The following is a 25,935-nucleotide window of genomic DNA, read 5'->3' as shown; positions in this document are numbered from 1 at the left end:
ACCACTTTTATCCGTATTCGGCCAGATTACCCAACCACAACTACAATAAACTTCACACCATTATGGCGTTATCCGCTCTTTCCGGCAACTCCAAGGCATGACCGCAGATTTTCACTGCCGACAAAATATTTCAATGCAGTGCCTTAGCACGGCAGAAAATATGCGGCAATCACTGATAATTGTTTGTTAACGTATCGATCCAAAAATCGGAACATTTTTTGGACCGATACGTAGATTCAATTATTTAGAGCGACCTTTGTGCGCCCGAAAGGACGCACAGCGCTCTAAAGGTGATTGCCGCAAATTCATTATCAATCCAGACGTCCGAGTGCTTTCAACTCATGCAATGCTGCCGCATCACGCGCAGATACATCCGGATAGGCAGAATCACTACCAACATCCTGCGTATAACGCCATGAACGGGCACATTTGGTACCGGTTGCCTTAGCTGACACAACCGCAACGCCTTTCACATCACTCAGAACAAAGGCTTCACCGGCTGCCGGCTGATCACTCACTGTGATATCACTGGTGATGCAGATTTCCGCCAGATCCAGACCCTGAACCGCCGATACCAGCGATGCATCTGTAATATGCACCACAGGTGCTGCTTCCAGCGACGAACCAATGCGCTTATCCGCACGTTCCAGTTCCAGAGCACCGGTGACAACGCGGCGCACATCGCGCACCTTGTCCCATTTGGCGGCCAGAACCGGATCATTCCATTCAGCCGGAATGGTGCGGAACTGTTCCAGATGCACGGAAACGGCATCTTTGTAACGATCCAGCCATGCTTCTTCCGTGGTGAACGGCAGCATTGGTGCCAGCCATGTCACGATATTATCGAACAGGTGACGCACAGTCTGAAGTGCCGCCTTACGGCGCAGGCTCGAAGGCGCATCGCAATACAGTGCATCCTTACGGATATCGAAATAGAAGGCCGACAATTCGATATTGGTAAAGTCGATCAGAGCACGGGTGATGCGCTTGAATTCAAAGCTGTCATAGCCGTTGCGAACCAGCTCATCCAACTCGCTCAGGCGATGCAACATCAGCTTTTCGAGTTCCGGCAGATCGGCATAAGCCACCTCTTCGCCTTCATCATGTGCAAGTGTACCAAGCATCCAGCGGATGGTGTTACGCAGCTTACGATAGGAGTCGATATTGGTCTGGATGATGCTTTTGCCCAGACGCTGATCTTCCCAATAATCGGATGTCATCACCCAGAGGCGCAGAATATCCGCACCTGATTCTTTGATGATATCCTGTGGCAGCACCGTATTGCCGAGCGACTTCGACATTTTCTTGCCGTGCTCGTCCATAGTGAAGCCATGGGTCAGCACTGCATTATAAGGTGCGCGGCCACGGGTTCCGCAGCTTTCCAGCAAGGACGAATGGAACCAGCCGCGATGCTGATCAGAGCCTTCCAGATACAGATCGGCAGGCCATTTCAGATCAGGGCGATCTTCTAGTGTAAACACATGGGTACAACCGCTATCGAACCAAACGTCGAGAATGTCGGTAACCTGTTCCCAAGGTTCATTCGCGCGATTACCGAGGAAGCGCTCACGAGCACCTTCCGCAAACCATGCATCCGCGCCCTCAACCTCAAAGGCTGTCAGAATGCGCTCGTTTACAGCTTCATCAACCAGAACTGCGCCGTCTTCGCTTGCGAATACGCAGATTGGCACACCCCATGCGCGCTGACGCGACAGCACCCAATCCGGACGGTTTTCGATCATGGCACGCAGACGGTTCTGACCTGCTGCCGGTACAAAGCGTGTATCATCAATCGCGTTGAGCGCGCGGGAACGCAGCGTGGTGCCATCACCAAGTTCTTTGTCCATATAGACAAACCACTGTGGCGTATTGCGGAAGATGATCGGTTTTTTCGAGCGCCATGAATGCGGATATGAGTGTTTCATACGACCACGGGCAAAGAGCAGATCGCGGGCGATCAGTTCTTTGATGACAGCTTCGTTAGCGTCACCCTTCTTACCGTTATCGTCGATAACGCGTGCAGCACCGCCTTCACGGTCAGGACCAAAACCCGGTGCATCAGAGGTGTAGAAGCCTGCATCATCAACAGGGAAAGGAATGGCCGGGTTGATACCACGTGCTTCAAGTTCGCGTGCCGCATCCATCCATGCTTCAAAGTCTTCACGACCATGGCTTGGTGCAGTGTGGACGAAACCTGTACCGGCATCATCGGTAACGTGATCACCGGAAACCAGCGGCACGACGAATTCATAACCACCGCCGAAGCCTTTCAGCGGGTGCGCAGCTGTCATGCCATGAAGCTGTTCAACCGAAACATCACGCAAACGGCTAAATGTCAGCTTGGCTTTTTTGAAGCAATCTTCAGCCAGATTGTCTGCGAAGATCAGCTTTTCACCAGCCTGCGGACCAAAGGTATTTTCAGCGCCGGTTACTTCGTAAAGGCCGTAAGAAACTTTCGGCGAATAAGCGATCGCACGGTTGCCCGGAATTGTCCAAGGTGTGGTTGTCCAGATCACCACATGCGCGTCCGCCAGTTCGGCCACATTAGTAACAGGGAACTTCACCCAGATCATATCCGATTCAACATCGTGATATTCAACTTCGGCTTCCGCCAGCGCGGTGCGCTCAACGACCGACCACATCACCGGCTTGGAGCCGCGATATAACTGACCAGTACGGGCAAATTTCAGTAATTCACCGGCAATGCGCGCTTCCGCACGGAAGTTCATTGTGGTGTATGGCTGTTCAAAATCACCGGTGATCGCCAGACGCTTGAATTCTTCAGTCTGCGCTTTGATCCAGCCTTCCGCGAATTCACGGCATTCTTTGCGGAATTCGTTGATCGGCACTTCGTCCTTGTTCTGGCCTTTAGCGCGGTATTTTTCTTCGATCTTCCATTCGATCGGCAGGCCGTGGCAGTCCCAACCCGGCACATAGTTGGAGTTGAAGCCGCGCATCTGGAACGAACGGGTGATCACATCTTTCAGCGTCTTGTTCAGTGCATGGCCGATATGAATATTGCCGTTTGCGTATGGAGGGCCGTCATGCAGCACCCAAAGCGGGCGATCTTTGGCATCTTCACGCAGTTTTTTATAGAGATTCATCTCTTCCCAGCGGGCAACCAGCAGCGGCTCGCGCTGTGGCAGGCTCGCACGCATTGGAAAGTCGGTCTGCGGCAGATTCAGCGTTTTTGAATAGTCGATTTTTTCAGCGGTCATTATCTTAAGCTATCAGTTGGACTGCCGGAGCATATCACGGCATTATGCTGCGCTCAGGCAGGCAGTCTCGAAAAATAATCCCTGAGGCGGCAGCCATGCTCCGGCATCTCAGGATGTCAGCTATTCTTCCCGGACCTTTCCCCCTGAACTCTCTGATCAGGCTTCAAGAAAAGGCCGGGCCAATAATTCGGCCAGCATAGTGCGGCATTATAAATATTGAGTATCGTCTCATCATGACAGTGCTTTTATCAATGCAAGCGCTCGGAATAAAGAGGCAAGACGGATAAACTTTGCCCTTCCGGCAGATTTTCACCTTGAATAAGCCGATGCTTTTACAAAACTGCCGGAATTTTACTCAAACAATCAGTCCAGAGTGAAGTCAAAGCGATAGGTTGCCGACACACCCACTGCCAGCTGATTGCGCGAGCCACGCTCTTTCACCAGACTGGAACGGGCTGCTTTGCCTTGCAGATTGGAATATTCCGCATAGAGACTGGTCGTGATTTTATCGGTGGTCATCCATGTTACCGCACCGCCCAACCCGACTGAAGAAATACCACCGCCGTCAGGATCATAGACCGACAGGCCACTGGCAACTGATTCCTCGGCATTAATGCCGTAATAAGTGTCTAAATACTTCTTGGAAGCGAAGTTCACCCTTGGCCCGCCGGAAACGCGGATAGCCGGTGTCACATCGTAAAATGCATCACCCGCCAGTTCACCGACGATGCCCTTATGCGCCCGAATACCGTGACGCAGCTCCGCACGCATGCGGAACCAGTCTGTCGGATAAAACTCCATAAAGCCGCCAACCTCACCGCCCCATGGTACATCTTTCAGACCATCGGCCTGACTACCGCCACGCGCCATCAGAAATTCGCCGGTGAGCCCCACACGAAAATCTTCCATATCCATCAGAGCGAAGGAAATATTGTCATTGCGGGAAGAAAAGCGTTCAGCAACACCCGTACGCCCGAAAGAAATCAAAGGCTGTGCGCTCAAAATATATTTGCTGGAGCCGGTAAAACGCGGTTGACGATAAAAGTCACCACCGACAGTCAAAGACCAGTCACCCGACCAGAAATAACGGCCGGAAGACTTGCCACCGGTTTCTGCCAAAGCCGGATTGCTGGAAATAAATGCAGCAGGCAGCAGCGCCAGACCAGCGATCCATGAATAATTATATTTTTTACGCAAACGCACTTTCTGCCCCCGAACACAGATGAGCAAATAAACAGGCGTTCATTTTTCAAGTAAAGCAGTAAATATATTCTAAAGAAGCGTGTTTATTCAGCTTCTCGAGAAAGTCAGATAAGAATCCAACTGAGAAAGCGGCTGAACAGCGGATAAAATCGCACGGGCTTCGGCCTCATCCTGCCGCATCTGCACCATCAGCGCATCGAGCGAATCAAATTTCTCTTCTCCGCGCAGGTAAGCAAAGAAGGAAACCGAGCAGAACTCCCCGTAAAGATCGGCTGAGAAATCAAACACAAAGGTTTCCAGCAGCGCACAACCATCATTATCGACAGTCGGGCGGCGACCGAAACTGGCCACACCATCATAAAGTGAACCATCAGCACGACGGAAGCGAACAGCATAAATGCCGTGTTTCAGACTGGTTTGCTCCGGCAGTGCCATATTGGCTGTCGGGAAGCCGAGGGTGCGTCCCAGCTGCTTGCCATGGATAACCGTATTCGCCAATGTGTAGCGATAGCCGAGCAATCCTGCGGCACCAACCACATCGCCTGCCGCCAGACAGGTGCGAATGCGGGAAGAGGAAACCACCTCACCGCCCTCATCGGTAAACGGTTCAATCAGCGTAACACCGAAACCATGCACTTCACCGGCCTGCTGTAAAAATGCCGGATTCCCCTGACGTTTTTTGCCAAAATGGAAATCAACGCCGGTAATGACTTCTGATGCACCCAGACGTTCAATCAATACCTGATCGATAAATTCCTGCGCTGACAGACAAGAGAAATCCGCATCAAAGCCCTGCTCTACCACCACGTCAAAACCAAGCAGACCGAGAATTGCAGCTTTTTCCTGCGGATCTGTCAGACGGTCAACCGGCTGTTCCGGATTAAAGAAACTGCGCGGATGCGGTTCAAAGGTCAGTACAACGGCAGCACAATTGCGCTCTTTTGCCAGTTGCAAGGTTTTTTCAAGCACTGCCTGATGGCCGCGATGCACGCCGTCAAAATTGCCGATTGCCACTACACCGCCGCGCAAATGCGCGGGCAAAGTTTCACTGCCGTTTGCACCACAGGTGAGACGGAGGATGGCGGATTGTGCAGCAAAATCTGAAGGCATCGCGGTCATAAATTTGTTTCAGGATACTTGTTTCAGGGTAATTACACGGCGTCTGCGTTTTTATACCAAGTAGCGCATAACCGCGGCAGGTGCCTCACCATGACGGCCAAGGAATGTCAGCAGTTTGTCGTGATCGACTTCACCTTTAGCCACATATTCCGCTGCGTGAATACCGCCGGAAATATACAGCACATCAACGCCGTAATTCTGTGCGCCCTTCACATCAGTCAGCATACCATCGCCAATGGCAAGAATACGGGATTTATCAACCGGCTTGCCAGTCAGCTTTTCAGCAGCCTGCATGGCAGCAGCATAAATCGGATTATGCGGTTTACCGGCAATTAGCGTGCGACCGCCGAGCTGGCCATAATCACGCGCCAATGCACCGGCACACCAGATCAGACGCGTGCCACGCTCAACGATAAGGTCAGGATTAGCGCAGATGAACGGCAGATCGCGCGAACGAAAACGTTGCAGCATTTCTGCATAATCTTCCGGCTTTTCTACTTCATCATCAACCAGACCGGTGCATACAACAGCTGACGCCTCGTATTCCTCGACCAGCTCAACATCGAGCCCGTCATAAATTGCCAGCTCGCGCTCAGGTCCCAGATGATAGATTTTGCGTGGACCCGCAGCGATCAGATCACGGGTCACATCACCGGAAGTGACAATCTGGTCATAGCTCTCATTGGTAATACCCATCATTTCCATCTGAGCAGCTACACCGGGAAAAGGGCGTGGTGAATTGGTAATCAAAACCACTTTCACACCAGCCTCGCGGGCACGTTTCAAAGCATCTGCAGCCGGACGATAGGCTTCAACACCATTATGCAATACGCCCCATACATCACTGAAGATCACATCATATTTTTCGAAAAGATCATCGAGCTTTGCCGGATGCAGCATAACATTATCCTTAAATCATTAAACTGCGCTATTTGCGAAGTAAGCGTTGCGCTATGCGCAAACAGTCTGAATTCATGGCAGGATTGAAGACATAACTTCACCCGCCGGATTTTTTATAAATGCTCTAAACCAACAGGCAGCATATGTCACCCATTTTGCGCAAACGGCTCCATCACATCCCTGTTTATATGCATATTAGCCACATCAATATTGCTCAGGCTTTATTAACCCTGTGCATTGTCCAGTTTCTTTACCGTGTTTCGTGACGGCTTGTTAGAACCAATCCGCTACCCTCTCCGCCAACTGAGAATTGATTTCCGTTTTTCATCTGCCTGCATCGCACATTATGTAGAATATTAGAAAAACAGTGAACAAGAATAAGATGTTATCCCGGCAAGACCGGCAGGAGAGACTATGCGTTGTGTTCCCACTTCCGGAAATTCGTCCGGCCGTATCCGGTTATTTGTGCGTCATTTCCGCAAAAACCAGAATGGTGCAATCGCTCCGCTTTTTGCGCTCATGTTGCCGCCGATTTTGTTTGCCATGATGCTGGCTATTGATACGGCCAATCTGATGCGCGTGCGCGGCAATGTGCAAAACTCTCTGGATGCTGCGGCACTGGCTGTGGGTAAACGCTACACGGTTGCCTCTACAGAAGATGAAATGCGCACTTTCGGCAAAAGAATATTCGATGCCAATTTGCGCGCTATCGAACCACCTGCAACGAAGTTTAACCTGTCTTTTCCGCAAGGCGCCAATGTGGATCAGCAGATCGTTGCCAGCGCTTCGTTCCGCTATGTTTCTTTTTTTGGCAGGGCCGTACAAGCCTTATCGAGAGGCGAAGCTGACTGGGACAAATACACCTATAATATGGCTGCAACCGTCCGCCTCAAAAATACGCTTGAAGTTGCACTGGTACTGGATAATTCCGGCTCTATGGATGAGAGAGGCTCCGGCTCGGGTCAGCAACGCATGAAGCTATTGCAAGATGCAGCCAGTCAGCTCGTCACCAACATGGCAAAACAAGCCGAACTGATTACTCACCTTGAAAATCCGATACAGTTCTCGCTCGTTCCTTTTGCCGGTTCAGTCAATATCGGTGCCAATAACCGGGATCGCACATGGATGGATCAGACGGGCGTCTCTCCGGTTCATTATGAAAATTTTACCATGCCGATACGAAATAATCCGCTGGTTGTGGGACGCAATAAAAATATTGTGTTTCGTGATAACGCCTACTTCAAAGAGGGCACTGGCTGGGGTGTTGAGGCCGGCCATTATTTTACACGTTTCAGTCTCTATGAGGACATGAAAACCAGAAATGGCAGCACCTATGCCTCATGGCAGGGTTGCGTTGAAACCCGGCCAGGCCTCTATGGTATCAATGCAGACGTACCGTCAGTAACGCGTCCTGAAACAATGTATGTCCCGATGTTCGCTCCGAGTGAGTTTGTAAACAGCACCAAAGCGCTGAATAGCTGGTGGCCAGATCAGGCTAACATCAAAGGAACCTCAGTATCCTCTTATCAGTTAAGGCAGTCGGATCTCATTCGTTACTATACTGATACAGCAGCTTCAGCAGAGAACCTGACATTAACAGGGGCTAAAAAAATTGGCCCCAATTACAGCTGCACAACAACGCCAATCACTGAGCTTACAGATGTCACAACCTCTGTGGGGATGAAAAAAATTCAGGATGGCATTAAAAACATGGTTCCGCACGGGGGCACCAATGTTCCCGAAGGCATGGTCTGGGGCTGGCGCACACTAATGCAAAATGCGCCTTTCAAAGGCGGCAGACCCAGCTCCGAGCGCGGCAATGATAAAGTCGTCATTGTTCTGACAGATGGCGCTAATACCTATTATCAATATAATGGCCTGGGCAATCCGGATGGCAGAACGACAACAGACAGAGCCGGAAACACGTCATACTATTCCGGTCTTGGCTATGTTGGCACCAATACGCCGGGCTATAATTTACCTCGTATTTTTCAAGCAACCACCGGCGTCAACACCAATTCCCGTAACAATGATAATTATACGAATGCACTGAACGCCCGCTTCAGCCGTCTTTGCGAGCTCGCCAAAAGTAGCAATATTATGGTGATGACGGTCGCCCTTGACCTCAGACAAAGCAACACCACAGACCGCAAGCAAATGGAAATCATGAAAGAATGCGCATCAGAATCGCGTGTGCGCTTTGATAAAGATTATCCAACCAGACGCGCCAAACTGTTTTGGAACACCACCGGCAGTGAACTGGAACAAACTTTCCGTGAGATTGCTGACGAATTGTCCAATCTGCGCGTTGTCCAATAATTTGTCAGAAAACACCGGTCTGCCAAACAGGCCGGTGTTTTCGCATATTATGGCAGTGCAAATTTCATATGTGCTTCACATTCACCCTGCATAATGAACCTACTGCAAAATCTATTCCGGCGAGTATAAATTTGTTTCGGTGAAGCACTTATAACTCCGGCCAGCGCACCTTACATGTTCAGCTTGTACTGAAGGTTCAGAGCAAACTTGGTAGTTTTTTACAGGGATTATCACCGGCAATATTATCTTTTCTGCCCGCCCGAAACCTTGACTCCGAAAATGCTATTTCCTATATCAAAGGCACGTTAGCACTCACCAATGGAGAGTGCTAATAATCAACGGGCAATAAAGCCCATCATTCATTTTGCTGCCTTAGTTCAAGGCGTATTTTCAAGGGTTATAACCATGGCAGAGATCAATTTCCGCCCTCTTCATGACCGCGTTGTCGTTCGTCGTGTAGAATCGGAAGCAAAGACAGCCGGTGGCATCATTATTCCTGATTCCGCCAAAGAAAAGCCGTCTGAAGGCGAAGTTGTCGCCGTTGGTTCCGGCACCCGCGACGAAAGCGGCAAGCTGGTTGCTTTGGATGTTAAAGCAGGTGATCGCGTTCTGTTCGGCAAATGGTCCGGTACAGAAGTGAAGATCAGCGGCGAAGACCTGCTGATCATGAAAGAATCCGACATTCTCGGTATTCTTGCCTAATTCTTGAATTGACCTGACGGTTCTTATCCCAGGTTACTCATAATTCCTTTTCAACAGTTCAAATCGGGAGGCCTTGAAGGTCAAACCTCAGGCTCCAGGAGAGAAAAATGGCTGCTAAAGAAGTAAAATTCGGTCGTTCAGCGCGCGAAAAAATGCTGCGCGGCGTCGACATCCTTGCAGATGCTGTAAAAGTAACACTCGGCCCTAAAGGTCGTAACGTTGTTATCGACAAATCTTTCGGTGCTCCACGCATCACTAAAGACGGTGTATCGGTTGCTAAAGAAGTAGAACTTGAAGACAAGTTCGAAAACATGGGCGCACAGATGTTGCGCGAAGTAGCCTCCAAGACCAATGACACAGCTGGTGACGGTACAACAACCGCTACTGTTCTGGGTCAGGCTATCGTTCAGGAAGGCGCAAAAGCTGTTGCTGCCGGCATGAACCCGATGGATCTGAAGCGCGGTATTGATCTGGCTGTGACTGAAGTTGTTGCAAACCTTCTCGGCAAAGCCAAGAAGATCAACACCTCTGAAGAAGTTGCTCAGGTTGGCACTATCTCCGCTAACGGCGAAGCAGAAATCGGTCGCATGATCGCTGAAGCTATGCAGAAAGTCGGCAACGAAGGCGTTATCACTGTTGAAGAAGCTAAAACTGCTGAAACAGAGCTCGAAGTTGTTGAAGGTATGCAGTTTGACCGCGGTTACCTGTCCCCTTACTTCGTAACCAACCCGGAAAAAATGATTGCAGATCTGGAAGATGCTTACATTCTTCTGCATGAAAAGAAGCTTTCCAACCTGCAGGCTCTTCTGCCGGTTCTCGAAGCTGTTGTTCAGACTTCCAAGCCACTCGTTATCATTGCTGAAGACGTAGAAGGCGAAGCACTGGCAACTCTGGTTGTGAACAAGCTGCGTGGCGGCCTGAAAATCGCTGCTGTTAAGGCTCCGGGCTTCGGCGATCGTCGTAAGGCAATGCTCGAAGATATCGCGATCCTCACCGGTGGTCAGGTTATCTCCGAAGATCTCGGCATCAAGCTGGAATCAGTGACCCTCGATATGCTCGGCCGCGCGAAGAAAGTTGCGATTTCCAAAGAAAACACAACTATCGTTGACGGTGCCGGTCAGAAAGCTGAAATCGAAGCCCGCGTTGGCCAGATCAAACAGCAGATCGACGAAACTTCATCTGACTACGACCGTGAAAAGCTGCAGGAACGTCTTGCTAAGCTTGCTGGCGGCGTTGCAGTTATCCGCGTTGGCGGTGCAACTGAAGTAGAAGTTAAAGAACGCAAAGACCGCGTTGACGATGCTCTGAACGCAACCCGTGCGGCTGTTGAAGAAGGTATCGTACCAGGTGGCGGTACTGCACTGCTGCGCGCTTCTGCAAACATCACTGCAAAAGGTATCAATGCCGATCAGGACGCCGGTATCAACATCATCCGTCGTGCGATCCAGGCTCCTGCCCGTCAGATCACAACAAACGCCGGTGAAGAAGCATCCGTTATCGTTGGCAAAATCCTCGAAAACGCTTCTGAAACCTTTGGTTACAACACTGCAACCAACGAATATGGCGATCTGATCAAAGCTGGTGTTGTTGACCCAGTTAAGGTTGTTCGTACCGCTCTGCAGAACGCAGCTTCGATTGCTGGTCTGATGATCACCACTGAAGCCATGATTGCTGAACTGCCGAAGAAAGACGGCGGCATGCCAGCAATGCCAGGCGGCGGCATGGGTGGTATGGGCGGTATGGATTTCTAAGAAATCCATACTAGCATTTCGTAGCACAGGCGCTTGCGCCGGTACGGCCACGATAATGCGCCTACCAAATGAAAAAGCCTCTGATTTATCAGGGGCTTTTTTACGCCCATCAAGAAATAAGCCTGCACCGTGAAACGGTGCGGGTGGCGGCATGGACTTCTAAGAAGTCCACAAAGCCTTATTTTAAGAAAACCTCTGGTTCATCACCGGAGGTTTTTTTATGCGTAAATCCCAAAAACCGAACAGCCATAATCTGCCCGCAGCATTAAGCATGTCGCAAGAAAAATACTCCCAACAATCAGGAAAAACTTTTCACCGCCTCAATTTATAATATATTCGCAGTTTAATAAGCATCTTTAACAAGATGCTTTAATACTAGAACGTATAATACCTCAGCCAACACAATAAATATTACTCTAATCATCAAATTTAACAGGATAAATGCATTGATATATTAATTATAAGAATTCAATATTTATAATTAATCCCAATAAAGAGGGGTATCATTCCGGTTGAAATTGTATCAAACACATAAACCATAACATCATATAAAAATGCATGTCACTTTATTTTACTGTACGGACAAAGAGACAATCTTTATTTTAGAGATTCTCTAATGTAGAGATACAAAAAATTACAGTTACTTAGTTTGTTCCGGCCAGGCGCTCCTATTGCCCCCGCTTTGAAGGTGTTGCAGACCGGAACAACGGGAAGACGGGTTAAACCCGTCTTCCCACCTTACCCTCCCCAATATCGCGACAATGTGACACATATTTTACATTTCTCCGCTTGAATTTCTGCTGAACCAGCTTAGGTTTAGTGAAGTTACCTTCATACTGCTCTGACACGATCAACGCTGTCACGGCACGGGAGAGAAGCATTATGCGTAAAGAACATCCGATTTCGACTGCCCCGCAAGACGGGCGCACCGTGACAGTTCTCTGGACTGACTTTGACGGGCAGATTAACGAATCTCCCGCACGTTATCGCCAGCTTGCCCAACTTCAAAAAGCCGGGGGCGATTGGGATGAGAATGACAGCGGCTGGTGGGTTTTTCTCGACAGCACCACGCAGAAAAAAGTTACACCGACTGCATGGATCGAAAATCCGGATGATGAGACCGAAGACGACTAAACCGTCTGCCCCCCCGAACCGGAACTTCACTTAAAACCGTCTTTTGCCGATCTCTTCCCAGAATACAGAATTTCAGGAGTTGACTATGTCCGACCAACGCACCGAAACCGACAGTTTCGGCCCTATCGCCGTTGAGAATGATCGTTATTGGGGCGCACAGACCCAGCGCTCGCTGCAGAATTTTAAAATCGGCACAGATCGTCAGCCGCTCCCCCTTATCCATGCGCTCGGCATTGTTAAACAGGCCGCGGCCGAAACCAATATCGCACTCGGCAAACTCGATCCTGTTCTGGGACGTGCGATTACTGTGGCCGCCGCCGAAGTGGTTGAAGGCAAACTCGACGACCATTTTCCGCTGGTTATTTATCAGACCGGTTCCGGCACCCAGTCAAATATGAATGTCAACGAGGTGATTTCCAACCGCGCAATTGAAATGCTCGGCGGCACCATCGGCAGCAAAAAGCCGGTTCACCCGAATGATCATGTGAATATGGGACAGTCATCCAATGACAGCTTCCCGACAGCCATGCATATTGCCACGGCAATTGAAGTCACATCCCGCCTGCTCCCTGCCCTTGACCATCTGATTGATGCGCTCAAAGCCAAGGAAGAGAAATTCGCGCATCTGATCAAGATCGGCCGTACACATACGCAGGATGCCACACCTGTCACATTGGGGCAGGAGTTTTCCGGTTATCGCGCCGCTATTGAATATGGCAAGCACCGTATTGTGCAGAGTCTCACGGATGTCTACTTACTGGCACAGGGTGGCACAGCAGTCGGCACCGGTCTGAACTCCGCTAAAGGTTTTGATACCGGTTTCGCGGAAGCCGTTGCCAATATTACCGGCCTGCCATTCAAAACAGCGCCAAACAAGTTTGAAGCGCTGGCCTCTCATGGCGCCCTGCTCAATCTGCATGGCAGCCTGAATGCTTTAGCAGCAGACCTGTTTAAAGTTGCTAATGATATTCGCTTCCTCGGCTCGGGTCCACGCTCCGGCCTCGGCGAGTTGCAATTGCCGGAAAACGAACCAGGCTCATCGATCATGCCGGGCAAAGTCAATCCGACTCAGGCAGAAGCTCTGACCATGGTTGCCACGCAAGTTTTCGGCAATCATACAACTGTCACCGTTGCATCAAGTCAGGGACACTTTGAGCTCAACGTTTTTAAACCGGTTATTGCGGCCAATGTGCTTCAATCTATCCGCTTGCTTGCTGACGGTATGAATTCCTTTGTCGATCATTGTATTGACGGGATTGAAGCCAATGAAGCCCGTATTCATGAGTTGATGGAAAATTCGCTGATGCTGGTGACGGCTCTGGCACCGCAGATCGGTTATGACGCGGCAGCAAAGATTGCCAAGACTGCCCATCACAATGGTACAACGCTTCGCGAAGAAGCCCTCAAAAGCGGCCTTGTCAGTGAAGCAGAATATGAAGCTTTAGTGCGCCCGGAACTGATGTTACAGCCTTCATAAGTTGCTTTGAATAATGCATTTATTGCAGCCCGTAACAGCTCACTGTTGCGGGCTGTTTTCTTTTTATAACGTCTCGTGACTTTAGCCCGTTATCAATGCAGAATGATCAATTTTAAATTTCGACATGCTGTTTTAGGGTTCACTATTGATGAACGATATGTCAATATCTGTCTATATTTACAATACAGTCACTTGTTAGTTATCCATTGCGCAACAGCAATTCGTGCTGCGCACAATGAGCCTGCAGCATAAATCACTTTTCTATTGTTTACTTTTTTTGTCTGGAAGACTCTTACCCCTCCAGCAATATCTCATCCGGAGCCTCATAATGAGCACTGTTTCAGCCTCCCAGAATTCCATTGTTATTCTGATCTCCCGCGTTTTTCTTGCTATTCTTTTCATTCTTGCTGGTTGGGGCAAGCTGACTGGCCTTGAAGGTACTGCGCAGTATTTCGGCGCAATCGGCCTGCCAATGCCAAGCGTGACCGCAGTTCTCGTTGGTCTGGTTGAATTTGTGGGCGGCCTTGCCATCCTGATCGGTTTCCAGACCCGTATTGCAGCGGTCGTTGTTGCCCTGTTCACCATCGGTGCCACACTGGTTGCTCACATGGATTTTGCCGAAGGTATGAACGCACTGATGGCACAGAAGAACCTCGCAATTGCAGGTGGTCTGCTGCTGCTCGCCGTAACCGGTGCCGGTGCATATTCGGTTGACCGTCGCGGTCGCTAATAGCGAAGCGCTTTTGACCTATCAAAAAGGCCGCAATTCTCACGAATTGCGGCCTTTTCTTCTTCAGGCTTTAATATGCTTATTATTTCAGACTGTTACGAATACGGCTGATAATTTCCGTCACTCGCGGATTATCCAGACTACGGCGCGCCGAGACCAGACAAGCCTGCGACTTCAGCATAATACCGTCATCAAGAATCTTCAGTTTATTAGCGCGCAGCGTTGAACCGGTCGAAGTAATATCCACGATAATATCTGCGGAACCGGCAGCCGGTGCCCCCTCAGTTGCACCCAAGCTTTCGACAATGCGATAAACCTGAATACCGTGCTTCTGCGAGAAAAACTGCTGCGTCAACCGCCAATATTTGGTGGCAATCCGTAAACGGCGACCATGACGTTGGCGGAAATCTGCCGCTACATCATCCAGATCAGCCATTGTCGAAACATCATGCCAGACTTCCGGCACAGCGACGATCACATCCGCATGACCAAAACCAAGCTGCGTTTCAATCTGCACCTTTTCATCGGCTTGCGCCAATGTTTCACGGATCAGATCTTCACCCGTCACGCCAAGATCAACGGAACCATAACCAAGCTCACGCGCGATTTCAGATGCCGACAGGAACAGAATGTCCACATCATCCACGCCTTCAATTGTCGCGCGGTAATTGCGATCATCTTCCGGCAACACAACATTCAGTCCGGCCTTAGCCATCACTGCAATAGTTTGTTCTTTGAGACGTCCTTTAGAAGGCAGTGCCAGTGTAATGGTCATGACTGTGCTCCTGTCCGTGTGGCATCTGCACATTTTTGCAAACGATCCAGCCAGACTGAGAAACCAACACCGGAAATACGCTCTTTAGCGCCCAGCATTGTCAGCAATCGGTCGTAACGTCCGCCACCGACGATCACGCCGCAATCGGCATCGCTGCTGGTAATCTCATAAACAAGACCGGTATAGTAATCGAGCGGACGGCCAAAGCCGGCATCATAAGTAATGATACTGAGATCAACGCCAGCAGCACGCATTTCTTCAACACGCTTGCCAAAGCCCTGCAATGCGGAACCAAGATTAAGCCCGTTCTGCGAAGCAAATTCCGTCAGCTGTGCAGTTGCCTGCTCCAGTGGCACGCGAATGGACAGGAATGTTTTCAGCGCCGTCAGCACACGATCTGCCAGCTGTACGGCTGCCAGCAATTGCTTTTCCATCAAACGCCGTGCAATTTCCGCAGGCGTGCGACCGGCAACAGGTGAAATCCCTGCCGCCTGCATTTCCTGTGTCAGCGCTGCAGTCAGCGCTTCTTCATTCTGCTCATTGACCAACTGGCGCAAAGATTCCGGTACGTTATTGCCGGTGCGCGGCGATGCCAGATCCTGCAAAGCAAGTTCCAGCTGAGCAGCATTACCAAAAGTGCGCGCCAGCTTTTTCTGCCAGCCGCGTGGCAGGCCAAGCGATGCCAGCACCGCCTCAAAAACTGACTGATCACCGAGCAATACCTGAAACGATGCATTTGCTGCTGCCTGACGCACAGCATTCAGAGCATCACTCAAAGAGCGTGCATCGGAGGCCGGTTCATTATCGCCGCCAAGGTCTTCAATACCGGCCTGATGGAAGCTGGTACCGCCTTCACGACGCTGGCGGAAAACCTCGCCAACATAGGAGTAACGCTTTGGCGTTGCGGCGTTCAGCGCAATATGATTGCGACAAACCGGAATCGTAAATTCCGGACGCAGGCACAGGCTGTCACCGTTTTCATTTTCTGTCAGGAAAATCCGGCTGCGCAAATCCTCCCCTGCCATATCCAGAAACGGATCGGCAGGCTGCAGGATCGGAATATTAACGGCCTCACTCGAGGTAGTTGCAAAATAAGCCGCCAGATCAGCGGCTATATCTGCTGTTTGACGCGTGCTCATATTACTGTGCCTGTCTGCTTTGTTCCTGCAAGCGATCTTCAGCCTGCTGGCTGAGAATACGCTTCACTTCTGCAACCAGATCAGCCTCTTTCACAGTGACCTGCGCCGGACGGCTGGCACGCCACTCCTCATTGCTTTCGATCTCACCGGAAAGACGCTTGCCTTCAATCAGGTCTTTGATCTGAACTTCGCCATTGGCGCGCTCATCACCACCCTGAATAATTGCCAGCGGTGCATTGCGACGATCTGCATATTTCAGCTGATTACCGAATTTCTTCCAGTTGCCCTGATACATCTCGGCACGGATACCGGCATCGCGCAGATCCTGCGTGAATTTCTGATAATGACCGAGGCTCTCAGCATCACCGTCCATAACAGTAATAACAACAGGCGCCAGCGTTTCTTCTGTGCCGAGTTTGCCAAGGTTTTTCAGTGCCGTCATCAGACGGGAAACGCCGATTGAGAAACCTGTTGCCGGAACCGGCTGACCACGGAAGCGCGACACCAGACCATCGTAGCGGCCACCGCCACCAACGGAACCGAAAACGACTTTCTCGCCTTTTTCATTGGTGACGTCGAACTGCAGTTCGGCTTCATAAACAGGGCCGGTATAATATTCGAGACCACGCACAACAGACGGATCAATTTTGACGCGACCGGCATAACCACCGGCATCAAACAAAGTCTGCATCTGAGCGAGTTCTTCAACGCCCTCCATACCGCGCGCATTGCCTTCAACAACGGCACGCAGGTTCGTGATGGTCTGCTGTCCGTCTTCAGCACCGGCAGCGGTAAAGTCGAGCACTTTGGCAATCGCCGCAGCATCCAGACCTGCGCCTTTCGTGAAGTCGCCGGATTCATCGCGACGGCCTTCCCCGAGCAGCAGCTTCACGCCTTCTGCACCAAATTTGTCGAGCTTGTCGATGGCGCGCAAAACATTCAGACGACGTCCGGCATTATCATCACCGGCCAGACCAATCGCTTCCAATACGCCATCAAGGACCTTACGGTTATTGACGCGGATCATATAGTCGCCGCGCTGAATGCCGAGACGTTCCAGCGTATCTGCTGCCATCATGCACATTTCCGCATCGGCAGACACGCCGGGCGCACCGACAGTATCGGCATCAAACTGCATGAACTGACGGAAACGGCCAGGACCCGGCTTTTCGTTACGGAACACCCAGCCATTACGATAGGTGCGGAAAGGCAGCTGAATTTCATTGAAATTCTCAGCCACGTGACGCGCCAGCGGCGCTGTCAGATCATAACGCAATGACAGCCATTGTTCGTCATCATCCTGTAGCGAGAACACGCCTTCATTCGGACGATCCAAATCCGGCAAAAACTTGCCCAAAGCATCAGTATATTCAACGAGCGGTGTTTCAATCGGATCAAAACCATAACGCTCATAAACCTCGCGAATAGTCGCGAGCATTTTCTCAGCTGCACGCAGATCATGAGGCTCACGGTCCACAAAGCCGCGCGGCAACCGCGCTTTCATCTTCTCCGCTTTATTTGCCATGATCCTGATCCGCTAAACTTGAGTTATCTTAAAGATTAAGTGCCTTGATATCCTTGTAAGGCGCGTATGTTTCCTAACTGATCAGTTTGCGTGCGGCAAGAGCAAGATCAGCGCACAAACACCGCTTAAAACATTTCTGTTGGTGCAGTTGCAGCTGTTATCGATCATTTAGGGCGGACAAAGTCCTGACGCAGACGCTCAATCACAGGACGGCAATAGCAACCTTCCAGATGATCATTGACCAGCCCCATCGCCTGCATGAAAGCATAGACGGTTGTCGGCCCGACAAATGACCAGCCGCGTTTCTTCAGATCTTTACTGATACGGGTGGAAATTTCCGTGAAAGGATTATCTTTATAGGCAGCCAAATCAAACCTTGCCGGCCTGTCTTTGGATTGCGGCTCAAAACTCCAGAAATAAGCGGCCAGCGAGCCCTTCTCATTGATCAGATCAATAGCACGGCCTGCATTATTAATAGCCGATTTGATTTTACCGCGGTGGCGCACAATGCCTTTATCCTGCATCAGACGCTCGACATCTTCATCGCTAAACAAAACCATTTTGTGGTAGTCAAAATCAGCAAAAGCATTGCGGAAATTTTCACGCTTCCTCAAGATCGTGAGCCATGACAGACCGGACTGAAACCCCTCCAGACAGATTTTCTCAAAAAGGCGGCGGTCATTCTCAACGGGAAAGCCCCATTCCGTATCGTGATAATGCTGATAATCCGGCAAGCCGCCATGCCAGCCGCAACGCACTTTACCGTCATCACCCCAATGCAGCCCTGCCTCCAGAACCGGTATCTCGTGCGTCATATTTCACCCATACGCTCAGCGCTTTGACAATGAATCTTTCTATAACATATTTCATTTGACTTGGAACAAAAAAAGAACATATGTTTCATCCTGTGAATAGCAGCAGTCATCAAACGCCGTGAAAAATGTTTACCTGCTGATAACCACAAGAGAAAGTTTTCACGGCATTTCTGAAAGATACCGTCATCGATTCACTTTTTCAAAAGGGTCAGAGGTCACAGTCAGGGCAAAGGAATCTCAATGCCCGAACTGTCGTATAAAGCATCGCAGTTTAAGGCATAACTTCAATACAGGACGGTCTGATGAAACCACGTCATCTGCTGCTGATCGCATCCATTGCTGCTTTTGCCCTGTCCGCTATTTCAGCGGGCGGTGCTTTTGCCAATGACCGTTATGCCACGCCGCCACCGCTCGTTCTCAGCCCTGACCTGAGCGCTCCCTGGGTTACACAATTGCAACCGCAGCGCTCTACCGGTCAGCTTGCGCCGACTGCGCCGCGCATTTACCAGAATAACAACCGGCCACAGCAGCGCGCAACAACACCGCAACGAAGCGCAAACGGGCAACAAACCCGCAAAAAGCAGGATAAAACCCTGCGCCAAAATACAGTTGCTCAACAAGGCTCATTCATCCGCGCCAGCGCAACTGCACCACAAAATCCTGCAAAGGCAGCAGGCGGCATGAACCCGATCTACCTGCCGCAGGAAGTGGATTATACAACCAAACATAAAACCGGCACGATTATCATCGATACAAAGAACAAGTTTTTATATCTCGTCGGCGATAATGGCAAAGCCCGCCGTTATGGTGTCGGTGTTGGCAAGGAAGGTTTCAGCTGGAAAGGCACAGAGACCGTGAGCCGCAAAGCTGAATGGCCGACATGGCATCCGCCGAAAGAAATGATTGCCCGCGAGCGCAAAAAAGGCCGCATTTTACCAACCAGAATGGAAGGCGGCCTCGCCAATCCGCTCGGTGCTCGCGCACTCTATCTTGGCAATACACTATACCGCATTCATGGGACAAATGCCCCGTCAACGATTGGCAAAGCCGTTTCCTCCGGCTGCATCCGTATGCGCAATCAGGACGTGGAAGAACTCTATGAGCGTATCCCTGTCGGCACAAAAGTGGTAGTCCTCTAAAAGCCGCGTTATTTAAGACCAAAGCCCTGCATCATGAGAATGGTGCGGGGCTTTTTGCATTGTGCATCTGCCACAGCGTCCATGAGACAACAGATTAAATTCCCGAATAATTTATCGTTTTTGACATAAGCCGGTCTTGCAAAAACAGTAAGAACCGATTCTAGATTACATTCTGCAAAGTGCTTCGCCGGACAATCTCAATAAGGGGCTCAACAAAGGGCATAGCAAAACCGGCGCAAAAACAGAAAAGGAATAAGGACATGACCGTAGCTGCGATCAAACTGAACGACGGCAACTCCATTCCGCAACTGGGTTTCGGTGTATGGCGTATCACCGATGATGAAGCCGTCTCAAGCGTTTCGACCGCACTTGAAACCGGCTATCGTCACATTGATACCGCTGCAATCTACAAAAATGAACGCGGAGTTGGTCAGGCAATCCGTGAATCCGGCATTGCGCGCAAAGATATCTTCCTCACAACAAAAGTGTGGAATGATGATCAGGGTTATGATGCAACACTGAAGGCCTTTGACACTTCAGCCGAACTGCTGGGCACTGATTATTTTGATCTTTATCTCATTCACTGGCCGATGCCGAATAAGGATCAATTTATTGATACATGGCGTGCGCTCATTAAACTGCGCGAAGAAGGCCGTGTGAAGTCGATCGGCGTCTCCAATTTCCGCACAGCTGATCTGCAACGCATTCTGCGTGAGACAGATGTCGTACCAGCCATCAACCAGATTGAGCTGCATCCTTATTTCCAGCAGGACAATCTGCGCCAGTTCCACCAGCAGCATAATATTGCAACTGAAGCGTGGAGCCCATTGGGACAAGGTAAATTCCTCGACAATCCGGTTCTGCAAGAAATTGCCAATAATCACGGTAAGACTGTCGCACAAATTATTTTGCGCTGGCATCTTGATATCGGCAATGTCGTCATTCCGAAATCCACGACCCCTGCCCGTATCAAAGAAAATTTTGAAATCACCGATTTCAAACTCTTAGGCATTGAGCATGATGAAATTGACAAGCTGGACTCTCAGAATGGCCGCATCGGTCCTGATCCGACAACTTTCGGCTGAATAAAGACAATCTATATTTTCTCTCATTGCGCTGTACTGGCATGCATAATGAGCAAAATTATTTATAAATCAGATCAAGTTTGCAACGTTTCACCCGCATGGCCTCATGCGGGTGTTTATTATTAAATATAAACCGAACAAAATTTGCAAATACATAAAACAATATTTGACTTAAAATTAAACAATACTTATTATTAAAATATTTATCAAAAAACATTATAAATTATCAAATAAACAATAATAATAAATTAACTGTAAAATCAATATTATTCTACAAATATTTAATCCCGCTTTTTATTACCTGCATTTTATTGCAGTATCCATCTATGGCTTTTTTTATATGATGAGTTACAAATTTCCATTTGAGAAAGGACGAATTCATCCCTCTTTTTAAATAATTATAATTCATCCGCTTATTGAGATGAAAAATCCATAAAATCTAAATTTATAAAATAAAGCCAAGTATAAATATATTTTATTCAATTTTAAGGTGAAAAATGTCTATTGTTGTTAATCTTGACGTCGTATTAGCACGAAAAAAAATCCGCTCCCGCCAGCTTGCGGCTGACATTGGCATTACCGAGCCGAATGTCTCTTTACTGAAATCCGGCAAAGTCCGCGGTATCCGCTTCGAAACACTGGCAAAGATCTGCCGCGTACTGGATTGCCAGCCTGGCGATATTTTAGAATATCGCGATGAGGTCAGCACACCTCACTAACAAATGCATTAAACGCAAAAGCCGCGCAGTGATCAGCTGACGCGGCTTTTTTGTTTCAAACTTATCCGGATCCGTGACCGGTCTTAATCAAAACTGATTATTGGTGGAACTCAGAAATTCCATAGCCATCACTGGCAACAGCACTGTCGCCTGTCTCAACCGAAAGCAGACCAAGTCCGGTAAACAGGATTGCAGACAACATAAGGACGGTCAGGAGCGTGGCGCTCTTTGCGGACATGGAATCAAGTCTCCCGGAAACGGACTATCTTCGGCCTGAACCGTGATATCGCGCTGATATCAGAAACGGAACCTGCACAGTTTAAAGGGTGCTTCCAGATATAAGCAGGCGTCGTTAACAGCAATAAAACATGCTGCAGTTATCAGCCAAAAACACGCAGAATATTCACTTTGCTATCCGCTGTGGCAGAAGCGCAACGAAATCCGGATCATCATGCGATAAATATCATATTAGATAAACCAAATGTTAACCATATTCGGTCTGTTCGTTGCTCCGAGCCGTTCAAATATCAAAATTTCATCCTCAGAAGTCGCAGTGAGTCTCTCTCCAACCACATAACCTGAGCCATGAAGCAAAAGCCGTTTTACACAGTCCGGCACGTTACTCCGCTTTTCGCTTGACCTACCGCCCTCCTCTCTGCCATCCGTTGCGGATGCGCGCAAATTACAGAATGCAAAGACTCCTTACCGACCTGCCATTACAACCGGATCAGCCCGTCGAGGCGCCAGCTGATACCGCACATTATCTGCTTAATGTCCTTCGCATGCGTGATGGTGATCAGATTTTGCTGTTCAACGGCAATGATGGTGAATGGCTGGCCAGCATTGAGCAAAACGGCAAAAAACGCGCCACACTTCATCCTGTCGCGCAGGTCAGACCGCAACCGGCACCATCAGATTTTCATTACTGTTTTGCGCCACTCAAAACCGGCCGTATGGACTATATCATCCAAAAAGCCGTGGAGATGGGCGCATCCGTTGTACAACCGGTTATCACCCAGCATTGCCAGATGCCAAAGCTCAACAGTGAGCGCATGCAAGCCAATATGCGTGAAGCCGCTGAGCAATGCGGAATTCTATCCTTGCCGGAATACCGAGAACCGTTGCGCTTTGATAAATTTATTGAGCAGTGGGATCCGTCCCGCACGTTGATCTTCTGTGATGAAGCTGCCGAGAGCAACAATCCGCTACCGCTTCTGGCACCACTAAAAGGCAAGCAAGCCGGTGTCTTTATTGGTCCGGAAGGCGGCTTCTCAGAAGATGAGCGCAAGAATTTGCGTCAGCAGTCTTTTGTTACAGTGATTCCACTAGGTCCCAGAATTTTGCGCGCAGATACGGCAGCTGTTGCGGCTATGGCCGTCATTCAGGCAGCAATCGGCGACTGGCAATAAGTTGCCCTCTTAAAGAGCGCGACCACGAATAATTGCAGGTATTGCGTATTTTTCGTCATGTTCTTCGCAACAGGACAAGACGCATCGCTTAATCTCATTATTGTAAGAAATAATTCTGCTTGCGTGTTGGATAAAAAAACGCCAATCACATATATGAATAGTGACAACTACAAAATAGGGTAATGCAGAGCATGGCTCGGGATACAACAGACGAAACAGTCATTTCCGGCATTGAGGAACTGGCTGAATATCTCGCAGAAGGCTGTAAGCCGCAGGATCAGTGGCGCATCGGCACTGAACATGAGAAATTCCCCTATTTCACCAAAGATAATAGTCCGGTTCCCTATGAGGGCACGCAGGGCATCCGCGCCATTCTGGAAGCGATGCAGCAGCGCCTAAGCTGGGATCCGATTATTGACGAAGGCAAGCTGATCGGCCTCGTCAGCCCGCAGGGCCAGGGCGCAATTTCTCTGGAGCCCGGCGGCCAGTTTGAACTGTCCGGCGCACCGCTGCAAACCATCCATCAGACTTTTGCGGAAGCGAGCCAGCACCTCAAAGATGTACAGGCTATCAGCACACCGATGGGCATACGTTTTCTCGGTATAGGTGGCAGCCCGAAATGGACACGCGCCGAGACACCGGTGATGCCGAAATCCCGCTATGCCATTATGACAGCCTATATGCCGAAAGTCGGCAGCCAAGGGCTGGACATGATGTATCGCACCTCCACTATTCAGGTAAATCTGGATTTTGGCTCAGAAACCGATATGCGCCATAAGATGCAGGTCAGCATGAAGCTGCAGTCTGTTGCAACCGCGCTGTTTGCCTCCTCTCCTTTCACGGAAGGCAAAGCGAACGGCCTGCAATCATGGCGCTCGGATATCTGGCGCGACACGGACAACCGCCGTGCCGGTGTGCTGCCGTTCGTATTCTCAGAACGCTTCGGCTTTGCAGATTATGTTGATTGGGCGCTTGATGTGCCGATGTATTTCATCATGCGCGACGGGCATTATATTGACTGCACCCATATTACATTCCGCCAGTTCCTCAACGGCGCAATGAAAGATCACCCAACCGCCGGACAACCAAATATGGGCGATTGGGCCAACCACATTTCCACGCTGTTTCCGGAAGTTCGCCTCAAGCGCTTCCTCGAAATGCGTGGCGCCGACGGCGGCCCGCTGGAGCATATTGCAGCGCTTTCCGCTTTCTGGGTCGGCCTGCTCTATGACAAAGATGCATTGAATGCGGCGCTCGATTTGACCAAGGACTGGAGCTTCGAACAAGTTGCGGCTATGCGCAATGCAGTTCCGGCTCAAGGCTTTGCTACGCCATTCGGCAAGGGCAAAGTCGCGGATATTGCTGCACAGGCTGTAGAGATTGCAGTTCAGGGTTTGAAAAACCGCAAACAGACCGATGAAACCGGCCGCGATGAAAGCATCTATCTGGAACCATTGGAAGCCATTGTGAAATCCGGCAAACCATTGGCAGAAACCATGCTGTCGCAATTCAACAGCGACTGGAACAAATCCGTTGAGCCGGTTTTTGAAGCCTATGCTTATAAATAATCGTATCTGAGATGCCGGACAGCATCATAAGAGCAGTTTTGAAAAATTAGAATAATTGAGCGCTTCGCGACCCTCAGGTTGCGAAGCGTTTTCGTTTTCACCATGTTTATCGGTCTACGAAGCAACTCAGGCATCAGTATTGACGCATTATTGTTTGCTAATTGCACATTTCAGCTAGTAGAAACATATAAATATATACAATATAGTCATTTACCTTCATCGGGTTAATTCATATATTTATCAAAGTTCAACCGGAGCATGGCATGCAGACACTTCTTGACCTGGATCAGTTGCGTACTTTTCTGCTGATTGCCGAAACTGGAAGCTTCACCAAAACAGCCGATAGTGTCTTCAGAACTCAGTCTGCTATTTCCATGCAAATCCGGCGCCTTGAAGAGCGTATCGGCAACCCGCTTTTTACCCGCGACGGCCGTACACTTCAGCTCACACCGCATGGTGAAAAATTACTGACTTATGCGCGTCGTCTGCTGGAACTGAATCATGAAACGGTAACCTCGTTCCGCACGGAAAAGATACAGGCCAATATCCGCGTCGGGCTGCCGGATATATATCTCGAACATATGGTTGAAGATGCGCTGCAGCCGATCTTTCAGGACTATCCGGCGATTGAGACCATTATTCAGTGTGAACCGACAGATGCCCTGATTGATAATATCCGGCGTGGCCTGCTTGATCTTGCACTTATTTTGCAACCTGCGGGACAGAAACGCTCGGAAGTCCTGAATTCCAGCCGCTTCGTCTGGGTTACCTCCGCCGAAAACTCGCCGCATGAACAAGCCGCCCTGCCGCTGGCTCTCAACCGCCCTAATTGCAGCTGGCGCAAACTCCTGACCGATGCACTCAACACGATACAGCGGGATTATCGTATCGTGCTCTCCACATCTTCGACACGCTCAATAGTCATGGCTGTGCGCTCAGGCAGTGCCATTACCATTCTGCCCGAAAATATGGTTAGCAGCGGTATGCGTATCCTGACTGAAGAAGAAGGCTTTCCGAAACTGCCTTCCGGCTCGCTGTCCCTTATTCGCGCTCAGGGCATTCATGCACCTGCCATTGATCTGATTGCCGCAGCGATCAAAGCAAGCTTCCGGAAAACGATACGAATTTCAAATTAACGACACTGCTTTCCGGTAAAAATCTTTTGCATTGCTGCCCCTTTGCCCGATCTGAAGGCAAAGTGGCTTGAC

Annotated in this window: 22 protein-coding genes; 13 read left to right on the top strand and 9 right to left on the bottom strand. The window is 49.7% G+C overall.

The window, feature by feature from the left end:
• Nucleotides 1-311 precede the first annotated feature (311 nt).
• The 4 genes from ileS to DFR47_RS00620 all read right to left on the bottom strand — a co-directional run bounded on the left by ileS (nucleotide 312) and on the right by DFR47_RS00620 (nucleotide 6,440).
• Entirely contained in the window at nucleotides 312-3,218 is a 2,907-nt protein-coding gene (ileS, locus tag DFR47_RS00635) for an isoleucine--tRNA ligase (RefSeq protein ID WP_113942500.1), read from the bottom strand.
• Between the two features lie 363 nt (nucleotides 3,219-3,581).
• Entirely contained in the window at nucleotides 3,582-4,421 is an 840-nt protein-coding gene (locus DFR47_RS00630) for a MipA/OmpV family protein (protein WP_245416395.1), read from the bottom strand.
• A gap of 87 nt (nucleotides 4,422-4,508) precedes the next feature.
• Nucleotides 4,509-5,531: a bifunctional riboflavin kinase/FAD synthetase gene (locus tag DFR47_RS00625; protein WP_113943147.1), complete on the bottom strand. Its 1,023-nt coding sequence runs from the start codon at nucleotides 5,529-5,531 to the stop codon at nucleotides 4,509-4,511.
• 60 nt (nucleotides 5,532-5,591) lie between these two features.
• Nucleotides 5,592-6,440: a TIGR01459 family HAD-type hydrolase gene (locus tag DFR47_RS00620; RefSeq protein ID WP_113942498.1), complete on the bottom strand. Its 849-nt coding sequence runs from the start codon at nucleotides 6,438-6,440 to the stop codon at nucleotides 5,592-5,594.
• 414 nt (nucleotides 6,441-6,854) lie between these two features.
• Between DFR47_RS00620 and DFR47_RS00615 the strand changes: the two genes are divergently transcribed.
• The 7 genes from DFR47_RS00615 (at nucleotide 6,855) to DFR47_RS00590 (ending at nucleotide 14,553) form a co-directional block, all read left to right on the top strand.
• A complete protein-coding gene (locus tag DFR47_RS00615; protein WP_113942497.1) occupies nucleotides 6,855-8,759 on the top strand; it encodes a TadE/TadG family type IV pilus assembly protein in 1,905 nt (634 codons plus the stop codon).
• Nucleotides 8,760-9,164: 405 nt separating this feature from the next.
• Nucleotides 9,165-9,461, top strand: a complete 297-nt coding sequence (groES, locus tag DFR47_RS00610; protein WP_113942496.1) for a co-chaperone GroES — start codon at nucleotides 9,165-9,167, stop codon at nucleotides 9,459-9,461.
• Nucleotides 9,462-9,568: 107 nt separating this feature from the next.
• The gene (gene groL, locus DFR47_RS00605; RefSeq protein WP_113942495.1) at nucleotides 9,569-11,212 is read left to right on the top strand and encodes a chaperonin GroEL; all 1,644 of its coding nucleotides are present in this window, start codon (nucleotides 9,569-9,571) and stop codon (nucleotides 11,210-11,212) included.
• Nucleotides 11,213-11,280: 68 nt separating this feature from the next.
• Nucleotides 11,281-11,481, top strand: a complete 201-nt coding sequence (locus DFR47_RS21955; RefSeq protein WP_210207239.1) for a hypothetical protein — start codon at nucleotides 11,281-11,283, stop codon at nucleotides 11,479-11,481.
• A 613-nt stretch (nucleotides 11,482-12,094) separates the two neighbouring features.
• On the top strand, nucleotides 12,095-12,346 hold the full coding sequence (locus DFR47_RS00600) for a hypothetical protein (RefSeq protein ID WP_113942494.1): 252 nt from the start codon (nucleotides 12,095-12,097) through the stop codon (nucleotides 12,344-12,346).
• Between the two features lie 85 nt (nucleotides 12,347-12,431).
• A complete protein-coding gene (gene fumC, locus DFR47_RS00595) occupies nucleotides 12,432-13,823 on the top strand; it encodes a class II fumarate hydratase (RefSeq protein WP_113942493.1) in 1,392 nt (463 codons plus the stop codon).
• 328 nt (nucleotides 13,824-14,151) lie between these two features.
• Nucleotides 14,152-14,553, top strand: a complete 402-nt coding sequence (locus tag DFR47_RS00590; RefSeq protein ID WP_113942492.1) for a DoxX family protein — start codon at nucleotides 14,152-14,154, stop codon at nucleotides 14,551-14,553.
• 82 nt (nucleotides 14,554-14,635) lie between these two features.
• On the opposite strand, the gene hisG is transcribed toward DFR47_RS00590, so the two are convergent.
• The 4 genes from hisG to DFR47_RS00570 all read right to left on the bottom strand — a co-directional run bounded on the left by hisG (nucleotide 14,636) and on the right by DFR47_RS00570 (nucleotide 18,807).
• Nucleotides 14,636-15,328: an ATP phosphoribosyltransferase gene (hisG, locus tag DFR47_RS00585; RefSeq protein WP_113942491.1), complete on the bottom strand. Its 693-nt coding sequence runs from the start codon at nucleotides 15,326-15,328 to the stop codon at nucleotides 14,636-14,638.
• On the bottom strand, nucleotides 15,325-16,467 hold the full coding sequence (locus DFR47_RS00580) for an ATP phosphoribosyltransferase regulatory subunit (RefSeq protein WP_113942490.1): 1,143 nt from the start codon (nucleotides 16,465-16,467) through the stop codon (nucleotides 15,325-15,327). Before DFR47_RS00580 ends, hisG begins: the two co-directional genes overlap by 4 nt.
• Before the next feature lies 1 nt (nucleotide 16,468).
• Nucleotides 16,469-17,992, bottom strand: coding sequence for a histidine--tRNA ligase (hisS, locus tag DFR47_RS00575; protein ID WP_113942489.1), 1,524 nt, complete (start codon nucleotides 17,990-17,992; stop codon nucleotides 16,469-16,471).
• A 164-nt stretch (nucleotides 17,993-18,156) separates the two neighbouring features.
• On the bottom strand, nucleotides 18,157-18,807 hold the full coding sequence (locus DFR47_RS00570; protein ID WP_113942488.1) for a DNA-3-methyladenine glycosylase I: 651 nt from the start codon (nucleotides 18,805-18,807) through the stop codon (nucleotides 18,157-18,159).
• 302 nt (nucleotides 18,808-19,109) lie between these two features.
• Here DFR47_RS00570 and DFR47_RS00565 point away from each other — a divergent pair, with 302 nt between their 5' ends.
• The 3 genes from DFR47_RS00565 (at nucleotide 19,110) to DFR47_RS00555 (ending at nucleotide 21,750) form a co-directional block, all read left to right on the top strand.
• The gene (locus DFR47_RS00565) at nucleotides 19,110-19,946 is read left to right on the top strand and encodes a L,D-transpeptidase (RefSeq protein WP_113942487.1); all 837 of its coding nucleotides are present in this window, start codon (nucleotides 19,110-19,112) and stop codon (nucleotides 19,944-19,946) included.
• Nucleotides 19,947-20,206: 260 nt separating this feature from the next.
• Nucleotides 20,207-21,031, top strand: a complete 825-nt coding sequence (locus tag DFR47_RS00560; RefSeq protein ID WP_113942486.1) for an aldo/keto reductase — start codon at nucleotides 20,207-20,209, stop codon at nucleotides 21,029-21,031.
• A gap of 497 nt (nucleotides 21,032-21,528) precedes the next feature.
• Nucleotides 21,529-21,750, top strand: coding sequence for a helix-turn-helix domain-containing protein (locus tag DFR47_RS00555; RefSeq protein ID WP_113942485.1), 222 nt, complete (start codon nucleotides 21,529-21,531; stop codon nucleotides 21,748-21,750).
• A 97-nt stretch (nucleotides 21,751-21,847) separates the two neighbouring features.
• Here the strand turns inward: DFR47_RS00555 and DFR47_RS21670 are convergent, their stop codons facing one another.
• Nucleotides 21,848-21,988, bottom strand: coding sequence for a hypothetical protein (locus tag DFR47_RS21670; RefSeq protein WP_170137411.1), 141 nt, complete (start codon nucleotides 21,986-21,988; stop codon nucleotides 21,848-21,850).
• A 433-nt stretch (nucleotides 21,989-22,421) separates the two neighbouring features.
• Here DFR47_RS21670 and DFR47_RS00550 point away from each other — a divergent pair, with 433 nt between their 5' ends.
• The 3 genes from DFR47_RS00550 to DFR47_RS00540 all read left to right on the top strand — a co-directional run bounded on the left by DFR47_RS00550 (nucleotide 22,422) and on the right by DFR47_RS00540 (nucleotide 25,863).
• Nucleotides 22,422-23,159: a 16S rRNA (uracil(1498)-N(3))-methyltransferase gene (locus DFR47_RS00550; protein WP_113942484.1), complete on the top strand. Its 738-nt coding sequence runs from the start codon at nucleotides 22,422-22,424 to the stop codon at nucleotides 23,157-23,159.
• A gap of 191 nt (nucleotides 23,160-23,350) precedes the next feature.
• Entirely contained in the window at nucleotides 23,351-24,727 is a 1,377-nt protein-coding gene (locus tag DFR47_RS00545) for a glutamate--cysteine ligase (protein WP_113942483.1), read from the top strand.
• A gap of 263 nt (nucleotides 24,728-24,990) precedes the next feature.
• Nucleotides 24,991-25,863, top strand: coding sequence for a LysR family transcriptional regulator (locus DFR47_RS00540; RefSeq protein ID WP_113942482.1), 873 nt, complete (start codon nucleotides 24,991-24,993; stop codon nucleotides 25,861-25,863).
• Nucleotides 25,864-25,935 lie beyond the last annotated feature (72 nt).

It is taken from the genome of Pseudochrobactrum asaccharolyticum (assembly GCF_003314995.1).
Lineage (GTDB): Bacteria > Pseudomonadota > Alphaproteobacteria > Rhizobiales > Rhizobiaceae > Pseudochrobactrum > Pseudochrobactrum asaccharolyticum.
This window is presented reverse-complemented; position numbering and strand designations above follow the sequence as displayed.